Annotated in this window: 14 protein-coding genes and 1 pseudogene; 3 read left to right on the forward strand and 12 right to left on the reverse strand. The window is 74.8% G+C overall.

What is annotated here, in order from left to right; translation table 11 throughout:
* Positions 1-84: 84 nt before the first annotated feature.
* From ACIQ87_RS07325 to ACIQ87_RS07380, 12 genes and pseudogenes are all read right to left on the reverse strand, one after another.
* A complete protein-coding gene (locus ACIQ87_RS07325) occupies positions 85-837 on the reverse strand; it encodes an Asp/Glu racemase (RefSeq protein ID WP_402402875.1) in 753 nt (250 codons plus the stop codon).
* Positions 838-867: 30 nt separating this feature from the next.
* On the reverse strand, positions 868-1806 hold the full coding sequence (locus ACIQ87_RS07330) for a fumarylacetoacetate hydrolase family protein (protein ID WP_402402877.1): 939 nt from the start codon (positions 1804-1806) through the stop codon (positions 868-870).
* 17 nt (positions 1807-1823) lie between these two features.
* Positions 1824-3011 (reverse strand): cupin domain-containing protein, encoded by a 1188-nt coding sequence (locus tag ACIQ87_RS07335; protein ID WP_402402880.1) that lies wholly within the window; start codon positions 3009-3011, stop codon positions 1824-1826.
* Complete coding sequence (locus ACIQ87_RS07340) at positions 3008-3979, reverse strand: carbon-nitrogen hydrolase family protein (RefSeq protein WP_402402883.1); 972 nt, start codon at positions 3977-3979, stop codon at positions 3008-3010. Before ACIQ87_RS07340 ends, ACIQ87_RS07335 begins: the two co-directional genes overlap by 4 nt.
* A 9-nt stretch (positions 3980-3988) precedes the next feature.
* Entirely contained in the window at positions 3989-6361 is a 2373-nt protein-coding gene (locus ACIQ87_RS07345; protein ID WP_402402886.1) for an FAD-dependent monooxygenase, read from the reverse strand.
* Positions 6362-6467: 106 nt separating this feature from the next.
* Positions 6468-6851, reverse strand: a complete 384-nt coding sequence (locus ACIQ87_RS07350; RefSeq protein ID WP_392915487.1) for an acyl-CoA thioesterase — start codon at positions 6849-6851, stop codon at positions 6468-6470.
* Positions 6852-6896: 45 nt separating this feature from the next.
* Positions 6897-8495, reverse strand: a pseudogene (locus ACIQ87_RS07355) (AMP-binding protein); the annotation flags it as partial.
* A gap of 154 nt (positions 8496-8649) precedes the next feature.
* Complete coding sequence (locus tag ACIQ87_RS07360; protein ID WP_402402889.1) at positions 8650-9702, reverse strand: hypothetical protein; 1053 nt, start codon at positions 9700-9702, stop codon at positions 8650-8652.
* A 389-nt stretch (positions 9703-10091) separates the two neighbouring features.
* Positions 10092-11405 carry a hypothetical protein gene (locus ACIQ87_RS07365; RefSeq protein ID WP_402402891.1) on the reverse strand — a complete coding sequence of 438 codons (1314 nt, stop codon included), beginning with the start codon at positions 11403-11405 and terminating at the stop codon, positions 10092-10094.
* A gap of 72 nt (positions 11406-11477) precedes the next feature.
* Positions 11478-12491 (reverse strand): alcohol dehydrogenase AdhP, encoded by a 1014-nt coding sequence (gene adhP, locus ACIQ87_RS07370; protein ID WP_402402893.1) that lies wholly within the window; start codon positions 12489-12491, stop codon positions 11478-11480.
* Between the two features lie 176 nt (positions 12492-12667).
* On the reverse strand, positions 12668-13165 hold the full coding sequence (locus ACIQ87_RS07375; protein ID WP_402402896.1) for a GNAT family N-acetyltransferase: 498 nt from the start codon (positions 13163-13165) through the stop codon (positions 12668-12670).
* Positions 13162-14487, reverse strand: coding sequence for a DUF6271 family protein (locus tag ACIQ87_RS07380; RefSeq protein WP_402402899.1), 1326 nt, complete (start codon positions 14485-14487; stop codon positions 13162-13164). Before ACIQ87_RS07380 ends, ACIQ87_RS07375 begins: the two co-directional genes overlap by 4 nt.
* 358 nt (positions 14488-14845) lie before the next feature.
* On the opposite strand from ACIQ87_RS07380, the gene ACIQ87_RS07385 reads away from it, so the two are divergent.
* The 3 genes from ACIQ87_RS07385 (at position 14846) to ACIQ87_RS07395 (ending at position 17983) form a co-directional block, all read left to right on the forward strand.
* A complete protein-coding gene (locus ACIQ87_RS07385; protein WP_402402902.1) occupies positions 14846-16039 on the forward strand; it encodes a peptidoglycan-binding protein in 1194 nt (397 codons plus the stop codon).
* Between the two features lie 158 nt (positions 16040-16197).
* Positions 16198-16851, forward strand: coding sequence for a DUF2269 domain-containing protein (locus tag ACIQ87_RS07390; protein WP_402402905.1), 654 nt, complete (start codon positions 16198-16200; stop codon positions 16849-16851).
* Between the two features lie 124 nt (positions 16852-16975).
* Positions 16976-17983: an LLM class flavin-dependent oxidoreductase gene (locus ACIQ87_RS07395; protein ID WP_402402908.1), complete on the forward strand. Its 1008-nt coding sequence runs from the start codon at positions 16976-16978 to the stop codon at positions 17981-17983.
* The last annotated feature ends 32 nt before the right edge of the window (positions 17984-18015 follow it).

Below are 18015 nucleotides of genomic sequence, written 5' to 3' on the forward strand. Positions count from 1 at the left end.
TCCCGGCGGGCGCCGTGCGCTCGGCGGCGTCGCGCGCACGGCGGGAATCGCGCGCTCGGCGGGAATCGCCGGACACGCCCTCTGCTACGGGTAGGCGCCGGAGAGCAGGTGCCCGGCTCCGGGCGCGAAGGCGGGCAGGCCGAGGGCCCGCAGGAGCTGGTGGGCGGTGCAGACGGCGGCCGAGACCACCGGCTTGCCCAGCTGCTGCTCGGCCTCCTCGACGGCGGACAGGGACGGCATCTGCACGCAGGCCGAGAGCACCACCGCGTCCGCCTCGGTGTACGCGAGCGCGCGGGCGATCGCGGGGAGCCGGGCCGGGTCGTGGGCGGCCACGTCGAGGTTGTCGGCGATCTCCAGGGCCGCGTGGTCGAGCACCTCGATGCCCTCCGCGGCGAGGTACTCGACCACCGTGCGGGCCAGCGGGCGCAGGTACGGGGTGACCATCGCGACCTTCGCGGCCCCGAGTTCGTGCAGCCCGGCGACGAGCGCGCCGGCGCTGGTGACCACGGGCGCGGGGGCTCCGTTCTGGACGGTGCGCAGGTGCAGCCTCCGCTCGGCCCGGCGGTGGTAGCCGGGGCCGGTGGCCATCACGGCGACCAGGCAGGCGTAGCCGATCACGTCCACCCGGGCGTCCGACAGCTCGGCGGCGCAGCGGTCGGACTCGCCGTCCATGGCCCGCAGTTGCTCGGGGGTGACCCTGGTCATCCGCATCCGGCTGGAGTGGAAGGTGAACCGCTCGGGCGCGACCGCCTCGCGGGCCCGCAGCAGGGCGGGGACCTCGGTCTCCATGGTGACGTTGGAGCTCGGGACAATCTGGCCGATCCGGTAGGTGGTCATCGGGTGGTGCTCCTTCCGGTCCGGGGCGGGTCAGCGGGCGTCGATCACCGGGTTGGCGAGCGTGCCGATCCGCTCGATGGTGGCCTCGACCAGGTCTCCGGGCTGGAGGAACTGCGGGGGCACCATCCCGGCGCCGACGCCCGAGGGGGAGCCGGTGGCGATCACGTCGCCCGGTTCCAGGGTGACGCCGGAGGAGATGTCGGCGATCAGGCGGGCGACGCCGAACAGCATGTGGCGGGTGTTGGAGTCCTGCCGCAGTTCGCCGTTGACCTTCAGCGAGAGGTCGAGCCGCTGCGGGTCGGGGATCTCGTCGGCGGTCACCACGACCGGGCCGAAGGGGGCGTAGCCGTCCTGGCCCTTGGAGAAGAACCACTGGCCGGAGCGGCGCTGGTCGCGGGCGCTGATGTCGTTGACGATGCTGTAGCCGAAGACGTGCCGCAGCGCGTCCTCCTCGGTGACCCGGAAGGCCGGTGTGCCGATCACCACGGCGAGTTCGCACTCCCAGTCGAGCTGCTTGGTGAGGGCGGCGTTGTGCGGGATGGGCCCGCCCGGGCCGGTGACGGCGGTCGAGGGCTTGCCGAACAGCACCGGGCGGTCGGGCAGTTCGCGGTCGGTGTCCAGGGTGCGGTGCGACTCCGCCACGTGCTCCACGTAGTTGAGGCCGACGCCGACGATCTTGCCGGGGCGCAGCGGCGCGCACAGTGAGACCTCGGCGAGCGGCCTGGTGGCGGGGGACCCGGCGAGCAGCCGGCGGGCGGTGGCCAGGGCCGGCTCCCCGGCGCGGATCAACCCGAGGAGGTCAGGGGGAAGTTGGGCCCCGGCGGCGGTGGCGAGGGCGGTCAGGTCGGCGACCCGGTCGCCGTCGATCCGGACGCCGAGGCGGGGGGTGCCGTGGCCGCCGGTGCGGTCGGTGCCGCCGGTGCGGTCGGTGCGGTCGGTGCCGTCGGTGCGGAAGGTCAGCAGGTGCATGGTGGCGGGGCTCCTGGTCAGGCGGTGGTGGTGGGCTGCTGCCCGTCCGGGTGGGCCTCCTCGCGGTGCAGGCCGAGCGAGCGCATCACCGGGAAGTCGTTGAAGGAGAACAGGCAGGCGTCCTCGCCCTGGCCGAGGTTCGCGTGTTCGTGCCAGGCCCAGGACGGGACGACGAAGACGTCCCCCTGCTGCCACTCGAAGCGCCGTCCGGCGATCACCGAGACGCCGCGCCCCTTGGCCGCGGTGTACACCACCGACCCGGTGTGCCGGTGGGCGCGGGTGGCCTGGCCCGGGCGCAGCAGCTGCAGGTGGGCGGACATGGTCGGCATGACCGGGCCACCGGTGACGGGGTTGGTGTACTCCATGATCACGCCGTCGTAGGGCGATCCCTCCGTGGCGCGGGCGAGCCGGCACAGCGCCTCATAGCTGGGCTCCCAGGGCCAGCCGAGCAGCGGCGAGTAGGGCCGGGTCCACTTCTCGACGCCGTACGGCAGCAGGTTGCCGCCGTGGCTGAGCAGCGAGGAGTTGACGACCGGTCCGGGCCGCTGGTACAGCTCCGGGTGGACCTCGTAGAAGTTGGCGTCGAGGGTGTTGACCAGCGGGATGTCCAGGCCGTCCTGCCAGATCACCGGGGCGTCGTCGGCCTCGTTGCCGTGCTCGTGCCAGGTGTTGTTCGGGGTGATCGCGAAGTCGCGCGGGCCGACCCTGAGCTTCTGCCCGTCCACGACGGTCCAGGCGCCGGTGCCCTCGTGGACGAAGCGCAGGGCGGCGGCCTGGTGGCGGTGCGCGGTCATCGCCTCGCCGGGGCCCATGATCTGCAGTCCGGTGTACAACAGGCCGACAGCGGCGCTCAGTTCGCGTCGGCCGGGGTTCACCAGCATCACCACCCGGCGCCCGGCGTCGTCGGCCTTCACCAGCGGCAGCGCCTTGCGCACCAGCGGGCGGAGGTCGGCGTAGCGCCAGAGCACAGGGACGGACTTCGGCTGGGGGTACCAGGGCTCGATCTCGTTGGCGACCGTCCACAGGGCGCCGGCCTCGTGCTCGGCCAACTCATCGTAGTAGGCCAGCAGTTCGGGGCTGTCGGTGACCCGGGCCCGGCCGATCCGGTCGTCGTCGTGGACGTCGTCACGGGTGGGGGCGCGTTCGGTGAGACGCTCGGGGGCGCGTTCGGTGAAGGGTTCGGGGGCGCGTTCGCTGCTGGTCATGCTTCCTCCTCGGGGAACACCAGCGGCCGCAGCGGACGGTTGTCCACGTGCAGCCGGAAGACGTCGAAGCGGTTGTAGTGGCCGACGATGTCGTGCATCTGCTTGGGCTGGACGCAGCGGCCGAGGTCGATCTCGGCGTAGACGACGCCCTCCTCGTCCACCAGCGGCTCGGTGACCGGGCGGCCGTCCGGGCCGAAGATCCCGGACAGGGCGCTGTGCGGCCGGGCGAGCTGCTTGCGGACCCGCGGGTCGTCGCCGGCGATCAGGTCCACGATCTCGGGCGAGACGGTGGAGCAGGAGACCACGGAGAACACCTTGCCCTCGAAGCAGTGCGCGGCGGTGCGCAGCGCGATCGAGTCCGCCATGTCGTAGTCCTCGGGGCCCACCGGCAGCGCGATGTAGCAGGCGACGTGGACCAGTTCGCCCTGCGCCAGCAGGGCGAAGCGGGCCAGCGGGTTGGTGTTCTCGCCGCAGGCCAGCGCGCCGAGCGGGCCGACGGCGGTGGGGTGCACCGTGAGGGTGCTGCCGTCGCCCTGCCCCCAGGTCAGCTTCTCGGCCCAGGTCGGCACCAGTTTGCGGTGCGCGCCGAGCAGTTCGCCGTCCGCGTCGATGATCAGCAGGGTGTTGTACAGCAGCCCGAGGCCGGGCCCGCCGCGTTCGTTGACCCCGATCACCAGCACCACGCCGGCCTGCCGGGCGGCGGCCCGCAGGGTGTCGACGTACGGGCCGGGGACGTCCACGGCGGCCCGGTACAGGCGCTCGAACCAGGGCGAGCCCTGCACCGGGTTCATCGTCCAGTTCCAGTACGGGTAGCCGGGCACGAAGACCTCGGGGAAGACCACCAGTTCGGCGCCGTGCCCGGCCGCCTCGTGGATCAGCGCGACGGCCTTGTCGACGGTGGCGGCCGGGTCCAGGTAGACCGGGGCGGCCTGGACGGCGGCGGCGGTGAAGCGGGGCAGCTGCGGCATGGTTCCTCGTCACTCCTCGGGGGCGTCGGGACGGGGCGGTGACCAGCGGCGGTGGACGGGCGGGGGCGGCTCGCGCAGCAGTCGCAGGCGCGGGGCGACCCGGTCGGCGTTCGGGCCCGGCGGCTTGCGGCTGCCCGCCCGCCAGGGCTCCGGCCAGCGGGCGCCCGGTCCGGTGTAGCCCTGCTCGGCGGCGGCGTGCAGCGTCCAGAGCGGGTCGTACAGCTGCGCGCGGCCGACCGCGACCAGGTCGGCCCGTCCGGCCAGCAGCACGGAGTCGGCGTCGTCGAAGCCGGAGATCGCGCCGACCGCGATGGTCGGCACTCCGGTGGCGGCGCGGACCAGCTCGGCGAAGGGCGTCTGGTAGCCGCGCCCGTACGGCGGCCGCTGGTGCGCCACCACCTCGCCGGTGGAGACGTCCAGCGCGTCGGCCCCGGCCCCGCCGAGCGCGCGGCAGATCGCCACGGCCTCCTCCTCGGTGGTGCCGCCGGGCGCCCAGTCGCTCGCCGAGATCCGCACCAGCAGCGGCCGGCCGGCGGGCCAGACGGCGCGCACCGCCGTCAGCACCTCCAGCGGCAGCCGCAGCCGGTGGGCGAGCGGGCCGCCGTAGTGGTCGGTGCGGCGGTTGGTGAGCGGGGAGAGGAAGGAGGAGAGCAGGTGGCCGTGGCCGAACTGGAGCTCCAGCACGTCGAAGCCGGCCCGTGCGGCCCGCTCGGCGGCGGCCGCGAAGTCCGCGGTGACAGCCGCCAGTTGGATGTCGTTCGCCTCGTGCGGCACCGGGCTGTCCGGGTCCCAGGGGAGGGCCGAGGGGGCGATCAGCGGCCAGCCGTCGGCGAGCGGGCGCCCGACGCCGTCCGGCCCGGGGGTGGCGGTCGCGCCCCGGCGCCCGGCGTGGGTCAGCTGGATGCCGAGCGGGGTGTCGCTCACCGCCCGTACCGCGTTCACGAGTTGACGCCAGGCGCCCTCCTGGCGGTCGGTCCACAGGCCCGGACTGCGGTCGGTGGCCCGGCCCTCGGGGCCGACCGCCGTCATTCCGGCGAGCACCAGCCCCGCGCCGCCGAGCGCGTGGCCGGTCAGCTGGGCGCGGTCGAAGTCGCTGGGCAGCGTGTCGGGGGAGGTGTAGGTGGCGAGCGGGGGCACCACGATGCGGTTGCGCAGCTCCAACGCGCCCAGTTTCAGCGGCCGGAACATCGGCGGCACCCCGGGCGAGCCGCCGACGGCGGCGTCCACGGCGTCCACGAAGGCGGGGTCGCGGGCCCGCAGGTTGCCGTAGGTGACCCGTCGGCTGCGGGTGAGCAGGTTGAAGGCGAACCGGTCGGGGCCCTGGCCGGTGCGCCGCCCGATGGTCTCGAACCACTCCAGACTGGCCTGCGCGGCACGCTGGGTGGACTCCACCACCGGGCGCCGCTCGGCCTCGTAGGCGGCCAGGGCCTCGTCCAGGGTGGGTTGTTCACCCAGCGCGGCGGCCAGGGCGAGGGCGTCCTCCAGGGCGAGCTTGGTGCCCGAGCCGATCGAGAAGTGCGCGGAGTGCGCGGCGTCTCCGAGCAGGACCACGTTGCGGTGGCGCCAACCCGCGTTCCGCACCGTGGTGAAGCGGATCCAGCGGGAGGCGTTGGGAATCAGCCGGTGGCCGTCCAGGTGCCCGGCGAACAGCTCCGCGCAGCGCCGCACGCTCGCCAGGTCGCTCTCGCCGCGCGCCGGCTCCCGTGCGGCGAGCACCTCGAAGCCCGCGCGGCGCCAGGAGTCCGCGGCCGCCTCGACGACGAAGGTCGAGCGGGTGGCACTGTACGGGTAGGCGTGCACCTGGAGGACGCCGAAGTCGAACCGCTCGACGATGAAGGTGAAGGCCTCGAAGACCTTGTCGGTGGCGAGCCACATGTAGCGGCAGTGGCGCTCGTCCAGTTCGGGGCGGAAGCTCTCCGGGTGCGCGGCCCTGGTGCCGGAGCGGATGCCGTCGGCGGCCACCACCAGGTCGTGCTCGGCGGAGAGCCGGTCCACCGGCGGGGCGGGGGTGCGGTAGCGCACGTCCACCGCCAGCTCCGCGCAGCGCTGTTGCAGGATGGCGCGCAGCCGGTTGCGGTCCAGGGCGGCGAAGCCGTGGCCGCCGCTGGTGCGGACCTCGCCCGCGTAGCGGATGTCGATGTCGCTCCAGCGGGCGAACTCGGCGCTGATCGCGGCGAAGACGCGCGGGTCGGCCCGGGCGATGCCGTCCAGGGTCTCGTCGGAGAAGACGACGCCGAAGCCGGACTCGTTGTCCCGGGCGTTCCGTTCGAAGACGGTGATCTCCCGGTCGGGCGCCAACTGCTTGGCCAGGGCGGCGAAGTAGAGACCGCCGGGACCGGCGCCGACCACCGCGATCCGGGCGCGGTCGCGGGCCGCGCTCATGCGTCGGTCTCCTGGCTCGTGGCCGTCTCGGGCGTGGTGGCCGGTTCCTGGCTCGCGGCTGGTTCCAGGTTCGTGGCCGGTTCCTGGCGCGCGGCTGCCCGGGGGCTCATGCGACCACCTCCGGCCGCTGCGGCCCGGCCTCCGCCAGCGTCCGGCGGACCTGCGCGGGCCACGGCTGGGCGCCCCCGTCGTGCGGCGCGGAGTGCACCACCGACATCCGCCCGCTCGCGGCCAGCCCGTGCGGACCGTGCACCTCGAAGGCGTAGTGCAGCGAGGATCCGCCGACCCGGTCCACCCGCAGCTCGGTGCGGACGAGGTCGCCGAACCAGAGCCGTTCCCGGTAGTCGGCCTCGAAGTGCACCCGGGGGATCCGCCCGAACAGGTCGGCCAGCCCCAGCCGGCGCAGCAGGGCCGCCTCCGCCGCCTCGGCCCAGCGCTGCACGGCGGAGAAGTGGTAGTGCCCGGCGGCGTCGGTGTCGAACCACTCCACCCGGCGCTCGATGCTGACACTGGCGGGAGTCCGCGCGGCCCGTCGGCGCAGCTCGGCGCGGTGCAGCTTGCCGGTCGCGGTGCGCGGCAGCTCGGGTACGAACTCGACCGCCCGCGGGTACTTGTACGGCGCGATGGTGCGTTTGACGTGCTCCTGGAGCCCGCGCGCGGTCTCGGTCCCGGCCGGCACGCCCGCACGCAGCACCACGTACGCCTTGACCACCGCGCCGCGCCGCTCGTCCGGCGCGCCGACCACCGCGCAGTCGGCCACGTCGGGGTGGGCGGCGAGCGCCTGTTCCACCTCGGGCCCGGCGATGTTGTAGCCGGCCGAGACGATCATGTCGTCGCTGCGAGCCCGGAACCAGAAGTAGCCGTCGTGGTCCCGGACGTAGGTGTCGCCGGTGAGGTTCCAGCCGCCGCGGACGTAGTCCAGCTGGCGCTCGTCGTCCAGGTAGCGGCAGCCGGTCGGGCCCTTCACGGCGAGCAGCCCGGGCTCGCCGTCCGGCACCGGGCGGCCCTGTCCGTCCAGGACCGCGGCCCGGAACCCGGGGACGGGCCGGCCGGTGGAGCCGGGGCGGAGGTCCTGGTCGGCGGCCGAGACGAACACGTGCAGCAGCTCGGTGGCGCCGATGCCGTCGATCAGCCGCTGCCCGGTGGCCGCGTGGAAGGCCTGCCAGACGGCGGCGGACAGCGGCTCGCCCGCCGAGACGCAGCGCCGCACCCCGGTCAGCCGGTCGGCCAGCCCGGCGGCGAGGATCGCCCGGTAGGCGGTCGGCGCGGTGAACAGCACGCTCACCCCGTGGCGCCGGACCTGCTCGGCGAGCTGCTCGGGGGTGGCCTGCTCCAGCAGCAGGCTGGCGGCCCCCGCCCGCAGCGGGAACACCAGCAGGCCGCCCAGGCCGAAGGTGAAGCCGAGCGGCGGGGTGCCGGTGAAGAGGTCCTCGGGGGTGGGGCGGAGCAGGTGGCGGGAGAAGGTGTCGGCGATGGCGAGCACGTCGCGGTGGAAGTGCAGGGTGGCCTTGGGGCGGCCGGTGGTGCCGGAGGTGAAGGCGATCAGCGCGACGTCGTCGGCGGCGGTGGGGACGGCGGGGAATCCGGCGGGCTTGGCGGCGCAGCGGGCGGTGAGGTCCTCGGGGCCGGGGCCGCCGTAGCCGAGGACGCGCAGGCCGGGGGTCCGCGCCCGGTGCAGCTCGTCCAGGAAGCGGTGGTCGCACAGGGCGAGGACGGGCCCGGCGATGTCGTGCAGCTCGGTCAGCTCGGCGGCGCGCAGCAGCGGAACGGTGGTGACGGCCACTGCGCCGGCCTTCAGCACGCCGAGCCAACAGGCGGCCAGCCAGGGGGTGTTGGGGCCACGCAGCAGAACGCGATTGCCGGGGACGAGGCCGAGGTCCTCGGTCAGCAGCCGGGCGATCCGGTCGGCGTGGTCGCGCAGTTCGCCGTAGCTCCACCGCCCGGTGGGGGTGAGCAGGCAGGGGCGGTCGGGGCCGAGGCGTTCGATGGTGTCGTCGAGCAGGGCGGCGGCGCAGTTCAGGCGGTCGGGATAGGCCAACTCCGGGAGTTCGAAAAGGAGTTCGGGCCACTGCTCGAAGGGCGGGAGGTGGTCTCGACAGAACGTGTCCACGTGCGCCGAGGGTGAGAGCTCCATGGGCGGCACCTCGTTGTGCGAGCGGGGAGTGAGCCCAGTATCGCGCGTCGGTGACGCCAGTCAAGAGACCGGTACATGCATTCGGGCGACGGACCGCCGCCGCGGCGGTCGGCAGGGCCGGTGGTCGGCGGGCCCGGGCCCGCCGTGGCTACGGTCAGTCCCGTCGGACCGCCGTCGGCCAGGAGGAATCGGGCAGGTTCCCCTCCTGCACCTGCCGGGCACGCTCGGCGGCCAGCCGGGCGAGGGCGAGGAACCCGGGCATGCTGAGGTCGGTGCCCGGAGCCTCGACGCGTACGAGCAGCAGCACGCTGCCCACCCGGATCACGGCCACCGCCGACCGGCCGTCCTGGACGCGGACGGCGCCCTGATCGCCGATCAGGGGGACGGCCATCGACGGTTTCGGGTCACCGGCCCGGTCGAGCGCGGTGCGGAAGGCGCGGGTGGCGGCCTCCGGGGAGGCGAAGGTGGCCACGTCGAACTCCGCGGTCCGCGCCGAGTCCGTACCGTACGTCACGACGCCGTGGGCGAGTTGCTCGTCACAGGCGTCCGGCAACAGGCACGGCAGTTCGCTGCCGATGCCGGCCCCCGCCGTCGGCCCCAGCCGCAGCCGCCAGCCGTCCGTCATCGTCCCCTCGTCGGGCAGCACCCGCACCACCAGCCTCGGATCGTTCAGCGGCCGTGCGGCGTGCGCCAGATCGGGCCCGCCCGGCTTCAGCAGCGGGCGCGAGGCGAGGTGGACACCGAGTGCGGCCAGCGCGGCGACCAGCACCAGGGCGAGCGCCACCGCGATCCCGGTGCTGCTCCTGCGGGCGGCGAGCGCCCGGGCGCGGGCGTCCGCGGGGCCGGTCCGCAGACGGACGGTGGTCGGGCCCTTCGGGGGCGGCGCGGACGGCGGGTCGAACCGCAGCTGCACGGTGCCGGGCTCGCCGCGCAGCTGGACGGTCGGTGGATCGGTGGGCTTCCCGAGCCCGGTGGTGGCCAGGTAGTGCGCGAACGCCGGGTCCGAGGCCAGCAGGTGCGCGACGGCGGCGGTCAGCAGCGCCCGTGCCTGCGCGTCCCCCGGGCTCGCCTCCGTCGCCGCGAGCGCCCGGGCCCCCTCCAGCACCATCCGCAACCGTGCCCGCAGGACGTCCGCCACCGCCTGATGCGGCCCGCCCCCGAGCAGTGCCGCCACCGCGTCCGATGCCGGATCCAGGCCGTCCCCCATGGCAACTCCCCTTGCCGTACGAGTGGTTGCCCTCACCATCCCGGACCGCGGCCCGGTTCGTACCCACGCCGACCGGAACGGAGACGCAACCGCGACGCCACCCGGACGCCGCCGGTACAGGCGCGTCCCGCGGTTCCCCGCCACGCCGGCGGCCGCCCCGGCGTCGTCGCCCGCCGCCGATGGCCCCCAGCCTCCGGCCGGGAGGCGGCCCCGCCTCCGCTTTGCGGCGTGGGCGCGCTGAGCCGCGCCCAGCCTCCGGCCGGGGAGGCGCTCCCCGCCGTGGTGGCTCCGCGCCCCGCCTTCGGCCCGGAGGCGCTCCCGCCTTCGCTTCGCGGTGCAGGCACCCCGCCACCGCGCCGCCCCGGTCCGAGCCGGTCGACGGACAGGCCCTAACCGATCAGGGCCCGTTGGGCGTTCGGGGGCAGTGCGGGGTTGGCCGCGGCGGCCTCGGCCGTGCGGGGGTCCGGGGAGGTGAGGCAGCGGGCGAGGGCGTCGGGGGTGGCGTGGCGGTGGGCGGCGATGGCCCGCAGGGCCTTGGCGGGGACGGGTGTGGTGGTGGCGATGCGGTCGAGCAGGGCGGCCGGGGCGTCGGGGTTGGCGGCCAGCGCGGTGGCCACCTTGGAGCCGAACCGGTCGAGCAGGCCGACGAGCCGGGCGGGCGGGAGGCCGGGGTGCGGGGCGACGGCGTTCGCCACGCTCGCGTCCGGGTCCTCGGCCAGCCGGTCGCGCACCGGCGCGGGCAGGTCGCGGTGCTGGGCGACGAGCATCCGCACGCGAGGCTCCGAGTCGCCTGCGAGAGCGGCGAGTTCGTCCGGGGAGGCGTCGGCGATCCGGGGGAGCAGGGCGGGGCCGAGCCGGACGGTGACGGCGAGTCGGCCGAGGACGTCGAGTGGGACGTACGGGTGGTGGGCGAGCCGGTGTCGCACGTCGCGGTCCGGGTCGGTGGCGAGGCGGCGCAGCAGTGGCGGGTCGATCCCGGGGTTCCGGGCGAGGTTGTCCCGGATCCAGGGGGTGTCGTCCTCGGCGAGCCGGTGGTAGAGCCCGGCCGGCAGCCCGGGGTGCTCGGCGAGCTTCCGCCGGACCAGCGGGTCGTCGGTGAGGGCCCGGGCGGCGGCCGTCGCCGGGGTCGCGGGGTTGCCGGCCGCGTGGCCGCGGACGTGGACGTCCTCGTCGGCGAGCAACGCGGTGAGCAGTTCGGGCGGGGCCGCCTCGTTCGCCGCGACCCAGCGCCGCACGTCGTTCCCGGGGTGTCGGGCGAGGCGGGCCAGCAGGTCCGGCCGGCGGGTGTGGAGGCCGAGTTCGGCCACCACGTCGGTGTCCTGGTCGGCCGCGAGGGTTTCGGCGGCTTCGTCCGGAAGCCCCGGGCAGGAGGCCAGCCGGATCCGGAGGTACCGGTCCGCGACGCCGGACAGCGCAAGGGCCCAGGTCGGGGCCCCGCGTCCGTCCTCCAGCAGGGCGATCGCGACGCCCGGCCGGGCGAGCGGATCGACCTCTGCCGCGGGCAGCAGCCCGCCGGCGGCGAGTCGGACGGCGGCCTCCTCATGGCGCCCGGCGAGCCGCCGGACCTGTGCCGGGTCGAGGTCCGTCCGCCCCGCGAGGGCGTGGGCGAGTTCCTCGTCGGCGTCGGCGGTGTCGAGCAGCAGCCGCAGGAGGTCCGGTGGCAGGGCGGGGTTGCGGGCGACGGCGTACAGCAGCGGCGGCATCCGGGCATCGTGCCCGCGGGCCGGCCGGGCCCGCCAGCGGTTTTCGGGGTGCGGCCCGGCCGGTGGGGTCGGTCAGCGCAGGTCGAAGACCAGGCGGGCGGAGACCTTGCCGCTGAGGACTTCGTCGAAGCAGGTGTTGACGTCTTCGAGTCGGCGGGTCTCGCGGATGACCCGGGTGCGGCCGAGGGCGTGCAGGCGGAAGACCTCGGCGAGGTCCTCGCGGGTGCCGACGATCGAGCCGATGACCTTGGTGCCGTTCAACACCGTTTCGAAGACGGGGAGTTCGAGTTTGCCGCCGGCGGGGAGGGCGACCAGGACGAGGGTGCCGCCGCGGCGCAGGGCGCCGTAGGCGGCCTGGAAGGAGGCGTTGCTGACGGCGAGGGCGATCGCGGCGTGGGCGCCGCCGAGGGCCTGGACCTCGGCGGCGACGTCCTGGGTGCGGGCGTCGATGACGTGGTCGGCGCCGAGGTCGCGGGCGAGGGCGAGTTTGTCGTCGGTGACGTCGACGGCGATGGTCTCGGCGCCGCAGAGCCGGGCGTACTGGAGGGCGAGGTGGCCCAGGCCGCCGATGCCGGAGACCAGGACGCGGGTGCCGGGGCGGGCGCCGGAGACCTTGAGGGCCTTGTAGGTGGTGACGCCGGCGCAGGACAGCGGGGCGGCGTCGAGGGGGTCGATGCCGTCGGGGACGGGGACGACGTAGTCGCCGTGGGCGAGGGCGTACTCGGTGTAGGCGCCGTCGACGGAGTAGCCGCTGTTGTGCTGGTGGAGGCAGAGGGTCTCCCAGCCGGTCACGCACTGGTCGCAGTGTCCGCAGGCGTCCGCGAGCCAGGGGATGGCGACCCGTTCGCCGACCCGGACGTGGCGGACCAGCTCGCCGGCGGCCTCGACGATGCCGACGCCCTCGTGTCCGGGGACGAACGGCGGGCTGGGCTGGACCGGCCAGTCGCCGCGGGCGGCGTGGATGTCCGTGTGGCACAGGCCGGAGGCCTCGATCCGGACCCGGACCTGGTGCGCGGCCGGCTCGGGTACCGGACGGTCCTCGACGACCAGCGGTGCGGTGAACTCACGGACGACGGCGGCCTTCATGCGCTGGCTCCCTTCATGTGCTGGCTCCCTTCATGCGCCGGCTCCTCGGGCGTGCGGGCGGGTACTGCCGGCGGCTGCGCGGGGAGCACAGCCGCCACCAGCTTCACCCGACGGGGTGATCCCCGCCGTCCTAGCTAGGCCGAAGGAGTGATCGCTCGTTCGCGCGTCCCCGCAGGTCAGCGCACCGGCATCGACATGTACACCGCGCGCCGCCCGTAGGACGCCGGGACCGCCACCTCCCGGTGCGCCCGGTAGCCGAGCAGTCGCAGCAGGATGTCGGCGCCGCGCACCGCGACCATCGAGATCCGCTCGAAGCCCAGCTCCTCCGCGTGCGACCGGAAGTGCCGGATGAACCCCAGCGCGACCTCCCGGCCGCGCAGCTCCTCGGCGATCACCAGGTCGTGCACGTGCAGGTTGCGCGACTCGTACGCCGCCGCCTCCGGCCGGTCGAGGTCCGGGCAGTGCAGCGGCGGGTACGGCAGGCTCAGCAGGTAGCCGCACACCGTGCCCCGCCGCTCCAGCACGAAGCAGGTGCCGGGCGAGCTGAGGGCCCGGGACCGCAGCGCCTCCCGGCCCTCCGACAGGCCGTCGGCCGCGTAGGCGTCGTGCTCCAGCGCGACCACGGCGTCCCAGTCGCCCTCGGCCAGGAGCCGGATCCGGAGGTCCTCGCTCACCGGGCCGGACCCTCCGGGGCGGCGCCGAGCCCCTCCGCGCGGGAGGCGGCCACCAGCGCCGCCCAGGCCTCCACCAGCACCGCCCAGCGCTCGGCGTCCGCCCGCGCCTCGTCCAGGAGCTGCCGGCGCCGCCCGGCCACCACGTCCGCGAGCTCGGCGTACTTGCCGCCCAGCTTGCGGTAGGAGCGGTCCAGGACGTCCAGGCAGTGCTCGTTCCCGGCCCGGTCCCAGTCGACGCTGCCCCGCACCAGGTCGAGCACCGGCTCGACCCTCAGCCCGTGCCGCTCGTCCAGCAGCCCGCGGCCGAGGTCGATCATCCCGCCGTAGACCGGGTACAGGTACAGCATCGAGAGCAGGAACTTGACGAACCGCAGCTGGTAGGAGACGAAGCCGGCGCCGGTGCGGCGCTCGGGCGTGTAGTAGTTGACGATGTGGCGGTTGTGGACGACGCCGGGCATGCCGGAGTGGACCATGGCGTGCAGCAGGGCGTAGTCGCTGCCGATGGTCTCGATCGAGGGCAGGAGCGGCAGCACCTCGTAGGCCCGGTGGTCCAGGGCGATGTTGCACATGTAGACGTCCCAGATGTCGGGCACGCCGAGGACGGACTCGTCGGTGTCGAACGGTTCGGAGCCGGCGCCCTTGAAGGAGACGTCCACCATCGCGTCCTGTTCCTCCTGCGACCACACCGGCGGGGTCCACAGGCGCACCACCTCGCGGTAGACGGCCGGGTCCAGCTCCAGGATCTCGCCGATGTCCACGTTGAGTTCGCCGATGAAGGAGCCGCTGACCAGCATCACCGGCCTGTCCGCGTCGGCCGGGTCCAGCTCGGAGCGGGTGACGCCGGACACCGCCTCGCCGGCCGGCCGGCCGATCGAGAGCAGCTCGTGGTGGATCGGGAACATCTTCCGACCGTCGACGACCTGGTAGTCGAAGTCGTCGTTGCGCAGGTGCGCCGAGGTGCAGCCCAGGGCGGCCGCGCCCAGGAAGAGCCGGTTGACGCAGGAGCCGTACGCGACGGCCCGCGGGAGCATCAGGTCGAGCAGCAGCTCGGGGTCGGCGGCGCCGGAGCGCTCGGCCACCCGGCGCAGGAACTCCCGCTGCCGCGCCTCGCCCAGGTGGTGGACGACCACGCCGGGGGTGGGGGGCAGCGCGGCCACGGCGCCCGCGTTCCGCGCGAAGTCGGCGGCGTCGGTGGTGTCGAGGACGAGGAGGTGCACCTCGACCCCGAAGGTGGCGACGGCGTAGGCCGCCTCCTCGGCGAGGGCCGTGATGGTCTCGGGGCAGGGGCGCATGGTGGGCAGGGCGAGGCAGACTCTCTGCATGGTGCGGGCATCTCCGTCGGTTCGTCAGATTCCTTGCGGCAAAGGCAAGTCGGGCGCACGTGAGGACCCCGTGCGCAAGCTCGGGCCGGTCCGCCGGACAATCGTGGACTAGACCACTTTTGCTGTCAACGATTGACAGCGAGGCCCCGCCGGGGGTGGGATGCGCCCCCTTCCGGGCGACCGGGCGCCCCCGCACGGGCGCTCGAATCGCACGTGGGGGCGAATGCCCCCTGTCGAGTCGAACGGCCGCACGGGCGCGGGGGGTTCACCGCCGGGCGTCGCGCCGTCGGGGTCAATCGGCGACCCCCACCTGCCGATACCCGAGGTGATGCCCTTACGCCGTTCGGAGGAGCCCGTCATGCCCGACCTGTGGCTGCCCGGAGCCGAGATCCACGACCTCGGTGACCACGCGCCGACCGATCAGCAGTACCCGCCGAAGGCCATCGCCCACATCACCTGGGACCGCAACGCGACCGCCGCGGCGCCGCAGGACTGGTGCTCCTACGAGGACCTGGTCGGCTACTTCACCGGCAGCGGCGCCGGTGACGCGCCGCACCTGGTCTGGGACCCGTTCAGCGGCCGCACGGCGCAGCTGTTCCCGGCCGACTCCCGCTCGAAGAGCCTGCTCAGCCCCGCCCAGAGCCCGACCCGCACCAACCGGGCCGGGCGGGTGGTGGTCCAGATCGAGGCGGTGTTCTTCCCCTACTGCCGCTACCAGGGCCGTGTCTACCCGCGGCTGGTCGACACCCCCTGCGCGGGCTGGAACCGGATCCACGCCTGGATCTCCTCCTGGGGCGTGCCCGACATCTGGCCGATGGGCCGGCCGACCGACTTCTCCGGCCACCGCGACGAGCGGGCGTGGGAGGCCTTCGGCGGCTGGTACGCGCACGCCCACGTGCCCTACAACGACCACACCGACCCCGGCTCCTGGCCCGACTTCACCGCCGGGCCCGGCTTCCCGGACGACCCGCCCTCGCAGCAGCACCCGGTGCCCCCGGCCACGCCCGCCCGCTACCAGGTCAGCATCAACGGCCTGCCGTACGGCTACGGCGCCCGGGGCTACCAGGTGACGGTGGTCGGGCGGGCGCTGGTCTCGCACGGCTTCGGCGGCCACTACCGCTCCGGCCCCGGCCCGGACTGGACGGACGCGGACACCGACAACTACGCGGACTACCAGGGGAGTCTGGGCTACTCCGGGCAGGCGGCGGACGGCGTCCCGGGCGCGGGCTCGCTGCGCCGGCTGCTCGGCTACCTGCCCGGCCCGCGGACGGTCTCGGTGTCCCACGTGATCGCGGCCGCCCGCACCGACCCGGGAGCCGAGCAGGGGCACCTGACGTACGGGTCCGAGGCGGCGATCGTGGAGCAGGCGCTCGTCGACGAGGGGCTGCTCGACCAGCGGTGGGTGGACGGCTCGTTCGGCAGCCGGACGGTCTCCGCGTACGCGGCCTGGCAGCGGCGGTGCGGGTACGAGGCGGGGGCGGCGGACGGGATTCCCGGACAGGCCTCGCTGAGCCGGCTCGGCGCGGCACAGGGGTTCACGGTGGTCGACTGAGACCGGTGCTGCTTCCGGGGGAGGCACGGCGCCGCTGTCGCCGGGGGCGCGTACTCGCCCGGGAGTAGGCGAGGTTACTTCCACCGTCAGATGCCGGATGAGGCGCGGACGGGAGAGCCTGGGGCCGTCCTCGTGACCCCGACTCGAAGGAGGTACCCGTGCGCTCGCCCACCGGCGCCGTCTCGGCGTCCGAGCCGACACCACAGGCGGCACCCGTGTCCGCGTCCGCGGGCCGCCGTCTGCCGCCGGCGGCGCGCAAACCACTGGTCGTCCTGCACGTCGTCGCGTCGGTGAGCTGGCCGGCACTGATGCTCTGCCTGCTCACCCTGGCGGTGACGGCGCTGACGACCGGGGACGCCGACCGGCTGCGCACCGCTTACCGGGCGATGGGCCTGCTCGGCGACGCGCTGATCCTGCCGTTGAGCCTGCTCACTTTCCTGAGCGGGGTGGTGCTCGGGCTCGGCACGTCCTGGGGGCTGTTCCGGTACCACTGGGTGAGCACCAAGTTCTGGCTGACGCTCGGGGCGATGACGGCCTCCGTCCTCGCCCTCCCCGACCGGCTGCACGACGCGGTGCGGGTGGCGGACGCGCATCCCACCGGCCCGATCACGATGGCGGACCTCGGCTTCGTCCGCTACAACACGGTGATCGTTCCGGCGGTGGCGCTGACGCTCTACCTGGTCAACGTGGTCCTCTCGGTGTACAAGCCGTGGGGCCGCCGCAAGGCCACGGCCCGGGCCGGTGCCGGGGCCGGTGCCGGCGCCGAGCCCGGGCACCCCAGGCCGGGCCGAATACCCGGGGCGGGCGCCTGACCGGCCGACCTTCGGTCTCGGCCTCGGCTCCGGCTCCGGCTCCGGCGCCGGCGCCGGCCGTCGGTCTCGGCCCTGGCCCGGCTGGTCGGGAATGCCCGTGCGGCGGGCGGGCGTTGTCCGTCGAGTGACAAGTGCCGCGCCCACGATCAGGCTCTCCGTGCTCGACCGCTCCCGGACCAGACAGGGCCAGGAGCCGGCCCAGGCACTGCGGGACACGGTGGCCTTCGCCCGGGAGGCGGAGCAGCTCGGCTACCACCGGTTCTGGGTCTCCGAGCACCACGGGGTGCCGGGGGCGGCCGGATCGGCGCCCACCGTGCTCGCCGCGGCGGTGGCGGCGGCCACCACACGGATCAGGGTCGGCACCGGCGGGGTGATGCTGCCCAACCATCAGCCGCTGGTGGTGGCCGAGCAGTTCGGGGTGCTGGCCGCGCTGTTCCCGGGGCGGATCGACATGGGGCTCGGGCGCTCGGTGGGCTTCACCGACGGTGTCCGGCGGGCGCTGGGGCGGGAGAAGGACGCCGCCGACGGCTTCGGTGCCCAGCTGGCCGAGCTGCTCGGCTACTTCGACGGCTCGCAGCAGGCACACCGCGGAGTCCACGCCCGGCCCGCCGAGGGCCTGCACGTCCCGGCCTTCGTCCTGGCCACCGGCGAGGGCGCCGACCTGGCCGCCGACGCCGGGCTGCCGCTGGTGGTCGCCGCCCCGCGCGGGAAGGAGCGGATGCTCGCGGCGATCGACCGCTACCGCAGCCGATTCCGTCCCTCCGCGCAGGCCGCCGAGCCGTACGTGGTGGTCTCGGGCACGGTGGCCGTCGCCGAGACGGCCGAGCGGGCGCGCGAGCTGCTCGTCCCGGAGGCCTGGTCGGGGGCGTACTCCCGCACCCACGGGGAGTTCCCGCCGCTGGCCCCCGCCGCCGGGATCCTCGCCCGGGAGATGACGGCCCGGGAGCGGGCCGCGTTCGAGCAGTCGTTGAAGGGCCACATCGCGGGCACCCCGGAGCAGGCCGCCGCCGAGCTGGCGGCGCTGGTCGAACGCAGCGGGGCGGACGAGTTCCTGGTCACCACCAGCACCTATGACCGCACCGCGCTGCTCGACTCCTACCGGCTCCTCGCCGAAGCCGTCGGCCAGGCCTGAGCGGGGCCCGGGACGAACCGGGCCCCGCTCAG

This window comes from Kitasatospora sp. NPDC096204, from assembly GCF_044763205.1.
Taxonomy (GTDB): domain Bacteria; phylum Actinomycetota; class Actinomycetes; order Streptomycetales; family Streptomycetaceae; genus Kitasatospora.

Coding starts and splice junctions, on each gene's coding strand:
- ACIQ87_RS07325 (WP_402402875.1), bottom strand. CDS start 837: ATGACCACCTACCGGATCGGCCAGATTGTCCCGAGCTCCAACGTCACC.
- ACIQ87_RS07330 (WP_402402877.1), bottom strand. CDS start 1,806: ATGCACCTGCTGACCTTCCGCACCGACGGCACCGACCGCACCGACCGC.
- ACIQ87_RS07335 (WP_402402880.1), bottom strand. CDS start 3,011: ATGACCAGCAGCGAACGCGCCCCCGAACCCTTCACCGAACGCGCCCCC.
- ACIQ87_RS07340 (WP_402402883.1), bottom strand. CDS start 3,979: ATGCCGCAGCTGCCCCGCTTCACCGCCGCCGCCGTCCAGGCCGCCCCG.
- ACIQ87_RS07345 (WP_402402886.1), bottom strand. CDS start 6,361: ATGAGCGCGGCCCGCGACCGCGCCCGGATCGCGGTGGTCGGCGCCGGT.
- ACIQ87_RS07360 (WP_402402889.1), bottom strand. CDS start 9,702: ATGGGGGACGGCCTGGATCCGGCATCGGACGCGGTGGCGGCACTGCTC.
- ACIQ87_RS07365 (WP_402402891.1), bottom strand. CDS start 11,405: ATGCCGCCGCTGCTGTACGCCGTCGCCCGCAACCCCGCCCTGCCACCG.
- adhP (WP_402402893.1), bottom strand. CDS start 12,491: ATGAAGGCCGCCGTCGTCCGTGAGTTCACCGCACCGCTGGTCGTCGAG.
- ACIQ87_RS07380 (WP_402402899.1), bottom strand. CDS start 14,487: ATGCAGAGAGTCTGCCTCGCCCTGCCCACCATGCGCCCCTGCCCCGAG.
- ACIQ87_RS07385 (WP_402402902.1), top strand. CDS start 14,846: ATGCCCGACCTGTGGCTGCCCGGAGCCGAGATCCACGACCTCGGTGAC.